The sequence below is a fragment of the Stutzerimonas stutzeri genome (assembly GCF_024448695.1).
GTDB classification, from domain to species: domain Bacteria; phylum Pseudomonadota; class Gammaproteobacteria; order Pseudomonadales; family Pseudomonadaceae; genus Stutzerimonas; species Stutzerimonas stutzeri_T.
The window spans coordinates 203,242-219,036 of record NZ_JAMOHY010000005.1; the positions used below are offsets into that span (position 1 = coordinate 203,242).

General features: G+C 60.1%; 13 protein-coding genes. 4 read left to right on the top strand and 9 right to left on the bottom strand.

Annotated features, from left to right (window positions below; translation table 11 throughout):
- Positions 1 to 21: 21 nt before the first annotated feature.
- From aroK to NAV32_RS07370, 6 genes are read right to left on the bottom strand one after another with little or no spacing between them, the layout of a single operon-like run.
- Positions 22 to 567 carry a shikimate kinase AroK gene (aroK, locus tag NAV32_RS07345; protein WP_256052142.1) on the bottom strand — a complete coding sequence of 182 codons (546 nt, stop codon included), beginning with the start codon at positions 565 to 567 and terminating at the stop codon, positions 22 to 24.
- Between the two features lie 7 nt (positions 568 to 574).
- Positions 575 to 2,719: a type IV pilus secretin PilQ gene (pilQ, locus tag NAV32_RS07350; protein ID WP_256052143.1), complete on the bottom strand. Its 2,145-nt coding sequence runs from the start codon at positions 2,717 to 2,719 to the stop codon at positions 575 to 577.
- Positions 2,720 to 2,772: 53 nt separating this feature from the next.
- Positions 2,773 to 3,300 carry a type 4a pilus biogenesis lipoprotein PilP gene (gene pilP / locus NAV32_RS07355; protein ID WP_256052144.1) on the bottom strand — a complete coding sequence of 176 codons (528 nt, stop codon included), beginning with the start codon at positions 3,298 to 3,300 and terminating at the stop codon, positions 2,773 to 2,775.
- Positions 3,297 to 3,920 carry a type 4a pilus biogenesis protein PilO gene (gene pilO, locus NAV32_RS07360; RefSeq protein ID WP_256052145.1) on the bottom strand — a complete coding sequence of 208 codons (624 nt, stop codon included), beginning with the start codon at positions 3,918 to 3,920 and terminating at the stop codon, positions 3,297 to 3,299. The genes pilP and pilO overlap by 4 nt, the downstream gene beginning before the upstream one ends.
- Positions 3,917 to 4,489, bottom strand: coding sequence for a type 4a pilus biogenesis protein PilN (pilN, locus tag NAV32_RS07365; RefSeq protein ID WP_256052146.1), 573 nt, complete (start codon positions 4,487 to 4,489; stop codon positions 3,917 to 3,919). The genes pilO and pilN overlap by 4 nt, the downstream gene beginning before the upstream one ends.
- Positions 4,489 to 5,553 carry a type IV pilus assembly protein PilM gene (locus NAV32_RS07370; protein WP_256052147.1) on the bottom strand — a complete coding sequence of 355 codons (1,065 nt, stop codon included), beginning with the start codon at positions 5,551 to 5,553 and terminating at the stop codon, positions 4,489 to 4,491. The genes pilN and NAV32_RS07370 overlap by 1 nt, the downstream gene beginning before the upstream one ends.
- 184 nt (positions 5,554 to 5,737) lie before the next feature.
- Here NAV32_RS07370 and NAV32_RS07375 point away from each other — a divergent pair, with 184 nt between their 5' ends.
- Positions 5,738 to 8,176, top strand: a complete 2,439-nt coding sequence (locus NAV32_RS07375; protein ID WP_256052148.1) for a penicillin-binding protein 1A — start codon at positions 5,738 to 5,740, stop codon at positions 8,174 to 8,176.
- 145 nt (positions 8,177 to 8,321) lie between these two features.
- Here the strand turns inward: NAV32_RS07375 and NAV32_RS07380 are convergent, their stop codons facing one another.
- The 3 genes from NAV32_RS07380 to rpmE all read right to left on the bottom strand — a co-directional run bounded on the left by NAV32_RS07380 (position 8,322) and on the right by rpmE (position 10,795).
- Positions 8,322 to 9,590, bottom strand: a complete 1,269-nt coding sequence (locus tag NAV32_RS07380) for a malic enzyme-like NAD(P)-binding protein (protein ID WP_256052149.1) — start codon at positions 9,588 to 9,590, stop codon at positions 8,322 to 8,324.
- Between the two features lie 171 nt (positions 9,591 to 9,761).
- Positions 9,762 to 10,559, bottom strand: coding sequence for a thermonuclease family protein (locus tag NAV32_RS07385; RefSeq protein ID WP_256052150.1), 798 nt, complete (start codon positions 10,557 to 10,559; stop codon positions 9,762 to 9,764).
- A gap of 23 nt (positions 10,560 to 10,582) precedes the next feature.
- A complete protein-coding gene (rpmE, locus tag NAV32_RS07390; protein WP_003283472.1) occupies positions 10,583 to 10,795 on the bottom strand; it encodes a 50S ribosomal protein L31 in 213 nt (70 codons plus the stop codon).
- 227 nt (positions 10,796 to 11,022) lie between these two features.
- Between rpmE and NAV32_RS07395 the strand changes: the two genes are divergently transcribed.
- From NAV32_RS07395 to NAV32_RS07405, 3 genes are all read left to right on the top strand, one after another.
- The gene (locus NAV32_RS07395; protein ID WP_256052151.1) at positions 11,023 to 13,242 is read left to right on the top strand and encodes a primosomal protein N'; all 2,220 of its coding nucleotides are present in this window, start codon (positions 11,023 to 11,025) and stop codon (positions 13,240 to 13,242) included.
- 125 nt (positions 13,243 to 13,367) lie between these two features.
- Complete coding sequence (gene argS / locus NAV32_RS07400; RefSeq protein ID WP_256052152.1) at positions 13,368 to 15,107, top strand: arginine--tRNA ligase; 1,740 nt, start codon at positions 13,368 to 13,370, stop codon at positions 15,105 to 15,107.
- Positions 15,108 to 15,776, top strand: a complete 669-nt coding sequence (locus NAV32_RS07405; protein ID WP_256052153.1) for an SPOR domain-containing protein — start codon at positions 15,108 to 15,110, stop codon at positions 15,774 to 15,776. It begins immediately after the preceding gene.
- The last annotated feature ends 19 nt before the right edge of the window (positions 15,777 to 15,795 follow it).

Genomic DNA, 15,795 nt, shown 5'->3' on the forward strand with positions numbered 1-15,795 from the left:
GCCCCCGTGGATTAAAGGGGGTTAGGATAGCGCAGATTCGTCGGGGCTTTCACGGGACACAAGCGCCCTGAGCTGTTCAAGTATTTCACCGACCACCAGACGCGGAGGACGCTCATCGGTCTCAACGGTGATGTCCGCAATTTCCCGGTACAGAGGGTCTCGTACAGCCATCAAATCAACCAGCACTTGCCGAGGATTGGGCGTCTGCAACAGCGGACGATTTCGATCTCGCGAAGTACGGTCAAGCTGCTGCTCGACCGATGTGCAGAGGTAGATGACCTGCCCGCCTTCACGCAACGCCTGACGGTTGTCCTCTCGCAGGACCGCACCACCGCCAGTAGCCAGAACGATGCCCTGCATCTGGCACAGCTCGGCGATCGCAGCGTGCTCCCGCTCGCGAAAGCCCTGCTCACCCTCGACATCGAATATCAGCGGAATGCTGGCACCCGTGCGCTTCTCGATTTCCTTGTCGGAATCACGAAACGCCAGACGCAACTCCTTGGCAAGCAAACGCCCGATGGTGCTTTTGCCAGCACCCATCGGGCCTACGAGGATGATATTGGGCATTACTTGGTTAACGACTGGCCTGAATCGCCTGATTATTCATGATCCTCGGCGTGATGAATACCAGCAGTTCGGATTTTCGATCCTGGACCAGATCACGACGGAATATCCGACCTACGAAAGGCAGATCCCCCAGGAACGGTACCTTGTCCACCGATTTGCTTTGCGTATTGGAGAACACGCCGCCAATCACGATGGTTTCGCCGTCAGTAACCAGCACCTTGGCATTCACCTCATTCTTGCGTATGGCCGGGATACCACCGGTGCTCGCTGCTTGCGAAAAGTCCGGCTCATCCTTGGTGACTTTGACTTCCATGATAATGCGGTTATCCGGCGTGATCTGCGGCGTTACTTCCAGCGACAACGCTGCCTCCTTGAACGAGGTACTGGTTGCACCACTGGAGCTGGCTTCCTGATAAGGCACTTCCGAGCCTTTAAGGATTTTGGCTGTTTCCTTGTCTGCGGTGACAACCTTCGGCTGCGACACCACCTCACCGTTACCCGTTTTCTCCATAGCGGAAAGCTGCAGATCAAGGATGGCGTTATTGGTCACGAAACCCAGACCGATCCCTGAAGTTGCGCCAATTGCGCCCATATCAACAAACGGCGTATTCAGTGGAGTTTCACGAATGCCGGGGAAACGGCCTACTTGTTGAGAGGGTACGTAACCGTCGTCTCCAGGACTGCCGCTTGCATTCGGATCGTCAGCCACACCTAGCTGACCATTCTTACCCCAGGCATTCCACTTGTCACCCGCCCACAGGTTCCCACCCCAGCGCACACCGAGGCTCTTGTCGTAATCCACGTTGGCTTCGACGATACGCGCCTCGATCATGACCTGACGTACCGGGATATCCAGTTGCGCCACAATACGACGCAGCTCGTCGAGTCGCTCCTGGGTCTGGTAGGCAATGATGTTGTTGGTGCGGTCGTCAACAGCGATGGAGCCACGATCCTCGCTGGCGCCATCCTTGTCAGTAACAGACTGGAACAGCCGAGCGATGTCGGTTGCCTTGGCATAGTTGACCTGGACCACTTCGCGGCGCAGCGGCGCAAGCTCGGCGATTTGGCGCTGTGACTCCAGCTCTTGCCGCTCACGCGCGGCAATCTCGTCAGCAGGCGCTACCAGCAAGACATTACCGACCTGGCGCTTGTCGAGGCCTTTGGTCTTGAGCACCAGATCCAGCGCCTGATCCCAAGGCACGTTCTGCAGGCGCAGGGTAATGTTGCCGCTTACCGTGTCACTGGCCACCAGGTTGAGATCAGTGAAGTCAGCGATCAGCTGAAGCACCGAGCGCACATCGATATCCTGGAAGTTCAGCGACAGCTTTTCACCAGAATAGGCAAAATGCTCGGCCTTGCGCTGCTCTGCCTCGGCTTCACTCAGCGGCTTGATGCTGATGGTGAGCTTGTCATCGGTCTGGTAGGCGAGGTAGTCGTAACGGCCGGTTGGCTCGATGGCAATGGTGGCGCCGCCGGACCCGCTGGTCGAGTCGACAAATTTGACCGGCGTGGCGAAGTCCTGCACATCGAGCCGTACGCGCAAGGCTTCCGGCAGTTGTGTCTTGGCAAAGGAGACGCGGATCTTGCCGCCCTGCTCCTCGATATTCGGGCTGATCGATGGGTCCGACAGCGTTATGACAACATTGCCGGCCCCATCTTCGCCTCGACGGAAGTCGATATTGCTGATGGCCTTGCCTGCCACCGGGCGCTCGACCGGCGCGGTGCCGACCACAGGCTGTTCAGGTACGGGGGCAGCCACAGGCGCTGGCGCGCCACCCTCGCCCAGCAGAACGAATAGGTTATTGCCATCTACGCGCGTCGAATAAGGCACCAGAGAGGTGAGGTTGACGATCAACCGAGTACGCCCCTGCGCCTCGACAACGGTCACGCTGCGCGCATTGCCGACGCCCAACTCACGATTTTTGGCACCGAGCTTGCTCGATACGCCTGGCAGATCAAGAGCGATACGCGCGGGCTGATCAAGCGTGTAGCCGCGAGGGGCAGCCACGGGTTCGTCGAATCCCAGCTTGAGTTCGACCTTGTCACCCGGGAGCGAGGCCACATCAATGGTATTGAGATTCGCAGCCAGCAACGCGGGCGAAATGAGCGCTGCCAGCAGGGACAAGCCGAGACGAGAGAGGGAGGTATTCATAAAAGGCTTCCGTTGTGCAGACCGGTATAGGTTTTCCATTTGTTGCCCCGAACTCAGGAGCGCTCTTTCAAGGTCAGGCTACGCGGGCGCTCCAGCCACCCACCCTCTCCGTCAGGAACGATTTCAAGCACATCCACCTCGGCCTCGCTGATCTCGACGATACGCCCATGGTTGCGCCCCAGATAATCACCGACCTTGACCCGGTGAACCCCGTCACCACCTCTTATCAAGGCGTACATGCCCGCATCATTGGTCAACGTACCGACCATGATGAAGTTTTCGATGTTGAATTCTTCCAAGAACTGCTTGATGCGCGTCTCATCCGGCTGAATATCCTTCGAGCCTTTCTGACGCTGCGTCAGATCGATCTTCATCGGCGGCTGAAAAGGATGACGCAGGGAGGCCGCGCTATAGGTAAATGCCTCGTATGGCAGGAATGCCGGCAGCGGCTCGATGGTTCCCTTGGGCTTGGCCCGGACCTCATCCATATAGCGCCGCAAATCATCAAAATCCGTACTGACCCCGCAGCCGCCCAGCAATGCCAGACTCAAACCCAGCGCAACAATTCGGGCTCCATTCATTTCTGCAGCCCCTTGTCGTTATAGCGATAGGTTTTGGCCAGAATACTCATGCGCAGCCTGGAAGCAGATTCCTTGCTGTCAGGCTTGATCTCGAAGTCATGTAGCGTGACGATTCGTGGCAGGCTCGATACACCGCTGACGAAGGTCGCGAGATCGTGATAGGAACCAACAACCTTTATCTGTATCGGCAGCTCGATATAAAACTGCTGGACGACTTCCGGCTGCAGCTTAATCTCCTCGAATTCCAGCCCGCTTCCCAGCCCAGTGCGGGTGATGTCCTCAAGCAGGCCTGGCACCTCGGTATCACTGGGCAACTGACGCAGCAAGGCACCGAACGAGGCTTCCATCTCGACCATCTGTTCTTTATAGGCTTCCAGGTTCGCAGCCTGGAAAGCCTTCGAGGAAAACTGCTGCTTGAGCGTTTCTTCCTGCGCTCTTTGTTGCTCCAGGCTGGCCTGCATGTCACTGAGGTAGAAGTAATAACCCCCACCCAGCACCAGAGCCAGCAGCAAAATACCGGCAATGACCTTGACTGCTGCCGGCCAGGAACCGAGGTTATTCAGGTCCAGATCAGACAGATCGACGCTGCGCAGGCTCTCCATGGAGCTTGCCAGACTCATGGCTTGCCTCCTTCGACAGCAGCAGTCGGCTGTGTTTGCTGAACGGTAAGCTGGAAGACATTTTCCTGATCTACAGCACCGGCAGTGACGGCCTTCACTTCGTTCAGGTTCGGGGCCTCAAGCCATTCCGAGCCATCTAGATTGCGCATCAGGTTGGAAACCCGATTGTTGGATTCCGCTGCGCCGACAATAGCGATGTTCTTGCCTGTCATTTTCAAGCCTGTGAAATACACACCATCGGGCAGGGTCCTCACCAACTGGTCGAACACTCGGCCAATAATGGGACGGTTACCCTGCAGGTCCTGAATGATCTTCATACGCTCAAGCAATTGCTGCCGACGCTCTCGCAATTCCTTGATCTCGGAAATTCGCGCATCAAGCACTGCAATTTCCTTGCGAACAAAATCATTGCGCGCGTTCTGCTGCTCGATGGAGCTGGTCAGATATTGACCGGCAAGAAATACCAGGCCCCCACCTACGAGCAGCACGCCCATGAGTGAGACCAGAAAGCGCTGCTTGCGCTCTTCACGAAGCTGTTCACGCCAGGGCAGAAGGTTGATCTGAGCCATCAGTCGAAACTCCTCAACGCCAACCCGCAGGCAATCATCAGGGAAGGCGCATCGCTGGCCAGTGCACCCGCATTGACCTTGCTGCTCAGGGCCATGTCGGCAAAGGGATTGGCAACCAGGGTCTGCGTTCCGATTTTCTGCTGGATCAGTCGATCCAGCCCAGGGATGGAAGCAGTACCGCCAGCCAGCAGGATGTAATCGACATCGTGGAATTGCCCTGCAGCGAAGAAGAACTGCAGCGAGCGCGACACCTGTTGCACAACAGCATCCTTGAACGGCTGCAACACTTCGCTGTCGTAGTCATCCGGGAGACCACCCTGCTTCTTGGCCAGGCCGGCCTCTTCCATGGACAGGCCATAACGACGCTGAATTTCCTCGGTGAGCTGGCGCCCGCCAAAAAGCTGTTCGCGCGTATAGATGGTGCGACCATTATGCAGAACGCTCAACGTAGTCATGGTTGCACCAATATCCACAAGCGCGACGGTAAGTTCGTCGTGGCCACTGCCAAGTTGCGATGCCAGCAACCCATAAGAGCGCTCCAGGGCATAGGCTTCAACGTCGACGACCTTGGCAGTCAGGCCGGCAAGGGCAAGGGCCGCCTCGCGGATTTCCACATTTTCCTTTCGGCACGCTGCCAGCAGCACTTCCACGCGACCCGGCGAGCGAGCAGCAGGCCCTTGCACCTCAAAGTCGATGGCTACTTCTTCGAGCGGATAGGGAATGTACTGGTCTGCTTCGATTTTCAGCTGGTTTTCCAGCTCGTCGTCGTTCAGACCGGCTTCCATTTCGATGCTTTTGGTAATAACGGCAGAGCCGGAAACTGCAACAGCCGCAGACTTGACCCCAGTCTTGGCCTTGGTCAGCAAACGGCCCAGCGCCTGCCCCACCCCTTCCAGCTCAGCGATGTTCTTTTCCACCACAGCATTGGGCGGCAGAGGCTCGACCGCATAGGACTCGACCCGATAGCGGGAGCCCGAACGGCTTAATTCGATGAGCTTAACGGAGGTCGAACTGATATCGATCCCAAGCAGCGTGTTCGCTTTCTTCGTGAAGAGCCCTAGCACGGCCGATTTCCTATCTTATCCGCTACTTACGGATTAATTATGTTTATCCACATTAGATAACAGCCTTGACAGAAGCGCAAATGGCTCCCCAGTAGAAAAACCGCTTATAATGTGAACGGCTTTTCCTTTCAGCATCGTCTGCGGCTTACACCCCATTTCCCCACCCTGGATTCAACTAACCCCGATGCGTTTTCTGAAGTTTTTCCTTTGGTCGTGCCTGGCTATTTTCTGCGGACTTCTGCTCAGTCTCAGCGGCGCGTTCCTCTACCTCAGTCCCAACCTGCCTTCCGTAGATTCGCTACGCAGCATACAGCTGCAGATACCGCTGCGTATCTACAGCAGCGATGACAAGCTGATTTCCGAATACGGCGAAATGCGTCGCTCCCCCATTGCCTTCAATGAAATCCCCAGGGATTTCATTGAAGCCCTGCTGGCTGCCGAAGACGACAATTTCGCGAATCATTATGGCGTCGAAGTTTCCAGCCTGATGCGCGCTGCCACGCAATTATTGAAAAGCGGCCAGATTCAGACTGGCGGCAGCACCATTACCATGCAGGTTGCGAAGAATTACTTCCTCACAAGTGAGCGAAGCTTCTCACGCAAAATCAACGAAATCCTTCTTGCCCTCCAGATCGAGCGCGAGCTGAGCAAGGACGAGATTTTCGAGTTGTACGTCAACAAGATCTATCTGGGCCATCGTGCTTACGGCATCGAAGCTGCTGCACATGTCTACTATGGAAAATCGATCAGTGAACTGAGCCTGGCGCAGATGGCCATGATCGCCGGGCTGCCAAAGGCCCCGTCCGCATTCAACCCGCTAACCAATCCTGCCCGGGCCAAGGAAAGACGCGACTGGATTCTGGGCCGCATGTACCGACTCGGTACCATTGACGACGCCCGCTACCAGCAAGCGCTGGCAGAGGTCGTGGATGCCTCCTATCACGGCGCATCACCGGAACTCGACGCACCCTATATCGCCGAAATGGCGCGCGCGGAAATGGTTGGCCGCTTCGGCAGCGACGCCTACACCGAAGGCTTTCGCGTCTATACGACCGCAACCAGCAAGCGACAGATAGCCGCCAACGAGGCGCTCATCGAAGGCCTGATCGAGTATGACCAGCGCCACGGCTATCGCGGCCCTGAAGCCAGGCTGGCCGGAACCGGACCTGAAGGCTGGCTGCAGGAACTGAATCGCTACCGAGGCCTGTCGGGAATGCTGCCCGCCGTTGTCAGCCATGTGGGCAAGGATTCGATCAGCGTGATGCTGCGTGACGGCAGCGAACGCAACGTCCACTGGGACAGCATGAAATGGGCTCGCCCGTTCATCAACACCAACAGCCTGGGCCCACAACCCAAGAGCCCGGCCGATGTGGTCGCAATCGGAGACGTCATCCGCATTCGGTTTGTCGAGAGCGTCGCGCTGTTCAGCCAGATACCCCAGGCCCAGGCCGCACTGGTATCTCTGGACCCCACCGATGGTTCCATTGAAGCGCTGGTCGGGGGCTTCTCCTTCGGGCAAAGCAACTACAATCGGGCCATACAGGCGAAGCGCCAGCCAGGCTCCAGTTTCAAACCTTTTGTTTACAGTGCAGCGCTGGATGCGGGCTTTACCGCCGCAACACTGGTCAACGACTCCCCCATCGTCTTCGTCGAAGAAGGCATGGATCGCGTCTGGCGCCCCAAGAATGACAACAACACCTTTCTAGGACCAATCCGCCTGCGTGAAGCCCTGTACAAGTCGCGCAACCTGGTCTCTATTCGCCTGCTGCAAACCCTCGGCATGGGTTACACCATCGACTATATAGAGCGCTTCGGCTTCAAGCCTGAAGACCTTCCGGCAAACCTGTCGCTGGCGCTTGGCACGGCCACCCTGACGCCGATGGAGATCACCGTCGGCTGGACCGCCTTCGCCAATGGCGGCTACAAGATCGAGCCCTATCTGATCGAACGCATCGAAGACCGGGACGGCAAGGTGGTATTCACCGCGAACCCGCGGCGAGTACCTGTAAATGACCAACCATCGCCGCTGGACGACGAAGCCGGCGTCGAGACCTTCGCCCAGAGCGACAAGCCGCTCGATGGCAACTTCGATCTGGCAGAACAGCCACGGCTGTACGCCGAACGGATCATCGACGAACGCACCGCCTACATCATGACCAGCATGCTGCAAGACGTCATCAAGCGCGGGACGGGCCGCAGAGCCCTGGCGATGGGCCGTGATGATATTGCCGGCAAGACCGGCACCACCAACGAATCCAAGGACAGCTGGTTTTCCGGCTACAACGCCGACATCGTAACGTCCGTCTGGGCGGGTTTCGATCAGCCGCAAACCCTGGGCCGACGCGAATACGGCGGCACCGTGGCACTGCCAATCTGGATGAAATACATGAGTTCGGTACTCGAAGGCATGCCCGAACACGCCCCCGCCGAGCCGGCCGGGATTCTCGCGCTGCGTATCGACCCTGCCAGCGGACGCGCCGCTCCTCCTGGAACTCCGGATGCTTACTTCGAACTGTTCCGCAGCGAAGATTCGCCACCGGACATGGGCGAACTGGAACCCGGCAGCTCGGCGCCTGGTAGCCCGCTACCAGCCAGTGAAGCGGCGCCCATGGACCTGTTCTGACGACGCCGGATACCGCGACAAAAAGCCCACGCAGTATTTCACCAAGGAAATTCGCAGCCATAAAAAACCCGAAACTCCTGAGAGTTTCGGGTTTTTATTTACGCTGCGCCGCGACAACAACCGATGGCAGGTGCCGCGCCGGCAGTCAGCCGCCGAATACGTCCGCTACAGACTTGAGCGGATAGTTCGCAGGGTAAGGCAGGGTCGCCACGCCACTGTCGATCGCAGCTCTCGCCACAGCATCAGACACCAGAGTGATCAGACGCGGATCCATCGGCTTCGGAATGATGTACTCACGACCGAACGCCAGGTCGCACAGACCATAGGCAGCGCAGACCTCCTCGGGCACCGGCAGCTTGGCCAGATCGCGCAAGGCGTGGGCCGCGGCGATCTTCATCTCTTCGTTGATGCGCGTAGCACGAACGTCCAGCGCGCCGCGGAAGATGAACGGGAAGCCCAACACGTTGTTGACCTGGTTCGGGTAGTCCGAACGACCGGTGGCCATGATCACGTCGGAGCGGGTTGCATGGGCCAGTTCCGGACTGATCTCCGGATCAGGGTTGGAGCAGGCAAAGACAATCGGGTTCGGCGCCATGCGCTTGAGGCCTTCCGGCGTCAGCAGGTTGGCACCGGACAGGCCGACGAAGACGTCCGCGCCGTCGAGCGCATCATCCAGGGTGCGCTTGTCGGTTTCATGGGCGAACACGGCCTTGTACTGATTCAGATCGTCACGCCCGGCATGGATCACGCCCTTGCGATCGATCATGAAAATGTTCTCGATCTGCGCACCCATGCTGACCAGCAGCTTCATGCAGGAAGTTGCCGCTGCACCCGCGCCCAGGCAGACAATTTTCGCTTCTTCCAGGGTCTTGCCGGCGATCTCCAGAGCATTGAGCATGCCTGCCGCGGTCACGATGGCGGTACCGTGCTGGTCATCGTGGAATACCGGGATGTCGCATTGCTCGATCAGCGCCCGCTCGATCTCGAAACACTCCGGGGCCTTGATGTCTTCAAGATTGATGCCACCGAAGGTAATGGAGATGCGCTTGACCGTATCGATAAAGGCCTGGGGGCTTTCCGCATCGACTTCGATGTCGAATACATCCACACCGGCAAAGCGCTTGAACAGCACGCCTTTGCCTTCCATAACGGGCTTGGATGCCAGCGGTCCGAGATTGCCCAGCCCGAGAATGGCAGTGCCATCGGAAATCACTGCCACCAGGTTGCCTTTGCCGGTATAGCGGTAAGCCAGCTCGGGGTCGCGCGCGATTTCCCGCACAGGCTCGGCCACACCAGGGCTATAGGCCAGCGCCAGGTCGCGAGCGGTGGAAGTAGGCTTGGTCAGCTCGACACTCAGCTTTCCCGGACGGGGTTGCGAATGGTATTCGAGCGCGGCGGTTTTTAGGTCAGTCATTGGGCATTTCCGCTTGTTTTACTGGGACAGACAGGCGGTCGAGGATACGCCAAGATCAAGCGCCCTCACAAGTCGACAGGATCGCTGCCTGTCAAGGGTTCGACCTACGACTTTAAGCTGACACCCCGACCGGCTGCTGCCGCTTCGCCGCGAAACATGCGGGACATCGCCTCAGCGCACAGGCTGGAGCATTGCAGGATGACTGATCTTGATCAGCCAGCGCGCCTGGCGCGACAGATCCGCACGCCCCTTGCGGTCGATTACCCAGCCCCGTGCCTCAACCTCTCGTCCCGGCAGGCCGGCCAGTAATTCCTGATCAAAGCTTTTCACTGCTTGCTGGGGAATCTGCAACACCAAAGGGCCTTCAAGCTCCAGCCAGAGGCCGCTGCGGTTTTTCTCCAACCGCTCTACACGCGCCCTGACCACGGCAAAGCCACCCCGACGCACCCGCTCTGCAGCAATTACCGGCGAGCGCTGCCAGAGCCCGCTGCCGGCATCACGCGCGCGCTGCTCGGCACGCAGATGACAGTCGGCCAGCACCGTGTTCGGCGCAATGGCCACGAAGTAGCCCAAGCCCTCGACGAGCAATGCGGCCTCGAGATTCGCGCCCCGGTGATCGAATGCGTGGGCAAGCACCCGACCGTAATGATCTCGCCCCTGCTGCCCGGGACGAAGACCTATGCGACCGTCACTGGCATCGACCAGCACCTGTAAGCGTCGCTTCGCAGCCTGCGCGTAGGGTTCGGCCTTGCGCCCCTTGCGACCCAGCTCGGGCGCATTCAGGCCGATCAGACGCACACTGCGGCCATCACGCAGGCGCAGGGTGTCACCATCGATAACGGTCGCCACATCCGCTCGGGACAGCGGGCCTGTAGCGGAGCACAGTGCCTGGGCCTGCAGGCTGAACAGCACGAAAACGAAAAAGGCGCCCACCAGGGACGCCTTTTTCAGATGTTCGGAAAACCGCATCGGGCTTCCGTCTCGGCAACTGCTTACTTGGCGCCGAACACACCGAAACGCTGCTTGAAGCGGTCGATACGGCCGCCGGTATCCAGCACTTTCTGCTTGCCGGTGTAGAACGGGTGGCACTCGGAGCAGACGTCGATGCTCAGGTTCTTGGCCAGCGTGGAGCGAGTCTTGATGACGTTGCCGCAGCTGCAAGTGGCTTCGATTTCAACGTAGTTTGGATGGATATCGGCTTTCATGGAAAATCCTCAGGGACTTGTGCCGCCACCCGACCCTATGTCGAGTACCGCACGGAAGGGCGCGAATAATACCAGAGCGCAAAGCCGATGCAAGCGCAAGCCGTCGCTTGTGAAACCGGCACGCGCACATGCAGCCGATGCGAAAGCCGATCTGCACACGCCTTTTAACAGGGGCTTTCCGCCTAGCGGATCGTTTACCATCGCCCTTCGCCGTCAAGGACTTCCGCGTGCCTCCCATACTTCGCCTTGCACTGCCTTCACCCCTGCGCAGTCTCTTCGATTATCGACCGCCCACCGGCGTGCCCTATTCAGCACTGCAGCCAGGGGTGCGGCTGCGAGTGCCCTTTGGTCGCCGCGAAGTGGTAGGCGTGCTGATTGAAGTCGCCTCGCACAGCGAGGTACCGGAAGCCAAACTCAAACCCGCGCTGGAACTGCTCGACAGCACGCCCCCCCTGCCGCCTGCGCTGTTCAAGCTGTGCCTGTGGACCGCCCAGTATTATCAGCACAGCCTTGGCGACACCTTCAGCTGGGCCTTGCCGGTGCTGCTGCGCCAGGGCGAGCCAGCCGAAGCACGCCAGGAACGCTTCTGGCATGCCGCCGCAGGTGCTCGACCGGACGACCCACGCCTGAGCCGGGCGCCGCGCCAGCGTGACGCACTGAAAACCATCGCCCAGCACCCAAAGGGTGTCGCCCACTCGCTGCTGAGCCAGTTGCAGCTGAGCAAGGACAGCCTCGATCAACTGCTGCAAAAGGGCCTGCTGCACATCGAGACGCGGCGCATACACCAGACACAGCAGCATCAGGGCAGCTGGCTGCTGCAACCGGAACTGCCGCTCAATCAGGAACAGCGAGCCGCTTTTGAAGCCATTCGCGCAGGGCTGGGCGACTTTCAGGCCTTCCTCCTTGCGGGCGTCACCGGCAGCGGCAAAACCGAGGTCTACCTGCAACTGATCCACCAGATGCTCAAGGCCGGCAAACAGTCGCTGGTGCTGATCCCTGAAATCAACCTCGGTCCGCAGACACTGGCGCGCTTCGAGAAACGCTTCAACGCCCGCATTGCCCTCTTGCATTCCAGCATCAATGATCGTGAGCGGCTGGATGCCTGGCTGGCGGCCCGCGACGGCGAAGCGGACATCATCATCGGCACGCGCTCGGCGCTGTTCACACCGATGAAGAATCCGGGGCTGATCATCCTCGACGAGGAGCACGACGCGTCCTATAAACAGCAGGAAGGCCTGCGCTATCACGCCCGCGACCTGGCGATCGTCCGGGCTCGCCAGGAGAATTTACCCGTGGTGCTGGGTTCGGCGACGCCCTCGCTGGAAAGCCTGCACAACGCCCATATCGGTCGCTATGCCCTGCTCAGGCTGACGCAGCGCGCCGGCGGCGCACAGGCGCCGCGGTTTCTGCGACTGGACGTAAAAAGCCGCCCCCTGGACTCAGGCATCTCGGGGCCGCTGCAACAGGCCATGGCCCAGACGCTTGCTGCCGGCCAGCAGGTATTGGTCTTCCTCAACCGCCGCGGCTTCGCCCCATCCCTGCTCTGTCACGACTGCGGCTGGCTCAGCCAGTGCCCGCGCTGCGATGCACGCATGACCCTGCATCAGCGACACAACGAACTGCGCTGTCACCATTGCGGGCATGCCGAGCGCCCTCCGCTGAACTGTCCGCAATGCAACAAAGTCGACTTGCGGCCTGTTGGCGCTGGCACCGAGCGCGCCGAGGAAAGGCTCGGCATCCTCTTTCCGGACGTCCCGGTGCTGCGCATCGACCGTGACAGCACCTCGCGCAAGGGTTCGATGGAGCAACTGCTGGGAGTGATCAACCGCGGCGAGCCCTGCCTGCTGGTGGGTACCCAGATGCTCGCCAAGGGGCATCACTTTCCGCGCGTCACCCTGGTGGCCATTCTCGACGCCGATGGCGGGTTGTTCTCCGCGGACTTCCGCGCCAGCGAGCGCATGGCGCAACTGATCGTGCAGGTTGCCGGGCGTGCGGGGCGTGCCGAAGAACCCGGCAAGGTGATCATTCAGACCCACCTCGCCGACCATCCGCTGCTGGTACAGCTGACCGAACAGGGCTATTTCGCCTTCGCCGAGCAGGCCTTGAGCGAGCGCCGCGCTGCCGGCCTGCCGCCGTTCAGCCATCTGGCGCTGCTGCGTGCCGAAGCCCAGAAGCCGGGCCAGGCCGAAGACTTCCTCGATCAGGCCTGCAGCCAGGCAGAACAGCTACTGACAGAGCTTGGACTGACCGGCATCGAACTGCTGGGGCCAGTGCCGGCGCCCATGGAGCGGCGGGCAGGACGATATCGTGCACAGCTGCTGCTGCAAGGCAGCGCCCGCGCGCCCCTGCATCGGCTGATGAACGCCTGGCTGCCACGGGTCGAACAGCTGCCCGGCAGCCGTGCGGTGCGCTGGTCGCTGGATATCGATCCGATTGATCTGTTCTAGCGGGCGGCTGTCCAGCCTGCAGCGCTCCTGTTCGACGCTTGCCTTCCCCCCTGTGGCCTGTAACTTGGCGCTACCCCTATAATGCGCAGTTTTCGACCAACGCCTCCGGGCCAACCGAGCAGACGATGAAAGACAGTATTCGCCACCTGATTCAGCAAGCCCTGATCCGCCTCACCGCCGAAGGCGTGCTGCCGGAAGGACTGACGCCCGCAATTCAGGTGGAGAACACACGCGACAAGACCCACGGCGACTTCGCCAGCAATATCGCCATGATGCTGGCCAAGCCTGCCGGAATGAAGCCGCGCGACCTGGCCCAGAAGCTGATCGATGCATTGCCCGCCGACACCGCCATCAGCAAGGTGGAAATCGCCGGACCGGGGTTTCTCAACTTTTTCCAGAACAGCGCGGCGCTGGCCGGGCGCCTGGAAGCTGTGCTGACTGACAGTCGGCTCGGGGTCCGCAAGACAACCCCTGCGCAGCGCGTCGTGGTCGACCTGTCTTCTCCCAATCTGGCCAAGGAAATGCATGTCGGCCACCTGCGCTCAACCATCATCGGCGATGCCGTAGGCCGTGTGCTGGAGTTCCTGGGCGATACGGTGATCCGCCAGAACCATGTCGGCGACTGGGGCACGCAGTTCGGCATGCTGCTGGCCTATCTGGAAGAAAACCCGGCGTCCGCCGAAACCGAGCTGTCGGACCTCGAACAGTTCTACCGCGCCGCCAAACAGCGCTTCGACGACTCCGCCGCCTTCGCTGATCGCGCTCGCGAGCTGGTCGTCAGCCTGCAGGCCGGGAACGACGAATGCCTGCGCCTCTGGGCGCGCTTCAACGAGATCTCCCTGTCGCACTGCCAGAAGCTCTACGACCGCCTCAACGTCAAGCTGACCCCGAATGACGTAAAGGGCGAGAGCGCCTACAACGCCGAGCTGCCGCAGATCGTTGACGACCTTCAAGCCAAAGGGCTTCTCAGCGAGAGCGACGGAGCGAAGTGTGTCTTCCTCGACGAATTCAAGAATGCCGAAGGCAATCCGCTGCCGGTGATCGTGCAGAAGGCCGGTGGAGGCTATCTTTATGCCACCACCGACCTGGCCGCCATGCGCTATCGCAGCCAGCAGCTGAAGGCCGACCGCGTGCTGTATTTCGTCGATCAGCGCCAGGCCCTGCACTTCCAGATGGCTTTTGAAGCGGCGCGACGCGCCCACTTCGTGCATGACGGCATGCAGCTGGAGCACATGGGCTTTGGCACCATGAACGGCGCCGACGGACGTCCCTTCAAGACCCGTGATGGCGGCACCGTAAAACTTGTCGACCTGCTCGATGAAGCCGAACAACGTGCCTACACCTTGGTAAAAAGCAAGAATCCGGACCTGGACGAGGCCGAACTGCGCACCATCGCCCGCGCCGTAGGCATCGGAGCGGTCAAATACGCCGACCTGTCCAAGCACCGCACCAGTGACTACCGCTTCAACTTCGAGCTGATGCTGAGCTTTGAAGGCAACACCGCGCCCTACCTGCTGTATGCCTACACCCGCGTATCCAGCGTATTCCGCAAGCTGGGCAAAGGCATCGACGAAATCGCCGGGCATATCCAGCTGGATACGGAGCAGGAGTTGACCCTGGCGGCCCGGCTCGCACAGTTCGGCGAAACACTGAACAACGTCGGCGAAAAAGGCGAACCGCACCTGCTGTGCAGCTACCTGTACGATCTGGCCGGGCTGTTCTCCAGCTTCTACGAACACTGCCCGATCCTCACCGCCGAGAACGAAGCCGTGAAACAGAGCCGCCTGCGGCTGGCCGCCCTGACCGGCAAGACACTCAAGCAGGGCCTGGAGCTGCTCGGCCTGGAAACCCTGGAGCGAATGTAAGTGGCAGCAAGGAAAAAACCGGCGCCCAAGCGCGGCGCGAGCCGCTATCAGGCTCCCGCGAAGAAACCGGTTCCCGGCTGGGTATGGCTTGTCTGCGGCCTGGTGATTGGGGGCTTCATCGTGTTTCTGATGAATCTGGAACCCGGCGGAGACGAGATCAAGCGCAACAAGGAAACGCCCAAGCCGACCAGCCGCGAGCAACCCAAGGGCAGCGACCCGGCAGGTCAGGTGCCGAAACCCAAATATGATTTCTACACGCTGCTGCCTGAGTCGGAAGTCATTCTGCCTCCCGAGACCAAACAGCCGGAACCGCCGCCAAGCAAGCCGGTGACGCCGGAAGAAGCGGCGAAGATTGATGAAGCCAGGGCCCAGGCTGCGCTCAACGGCGAAGTACCACCGCCACCGCCAACCGTTGCCAAGGCAGCCGCCGTGCAATTCTTCCTGCAGGCCGGCTCGTTCCGCCAGCAGGCCGAGGCTGACCGGGTTCGCGCACAGATCATCCTGCTCGGGCAGGACGTGCGGGTGGAAAGCGTACGGGTCCGCGACGAGCCCTGGTACCGCGTGCTGGTCGGCCCCTACAGCAGTCGCGAGCAACTGAACGCGGCGCAGAAGACCCTGGCCAATAGCGGCTACAAGAACCTGCTGCTGCAACAGCGGCAGGTACGCTGAAACGAAAACGCCGGGCTAG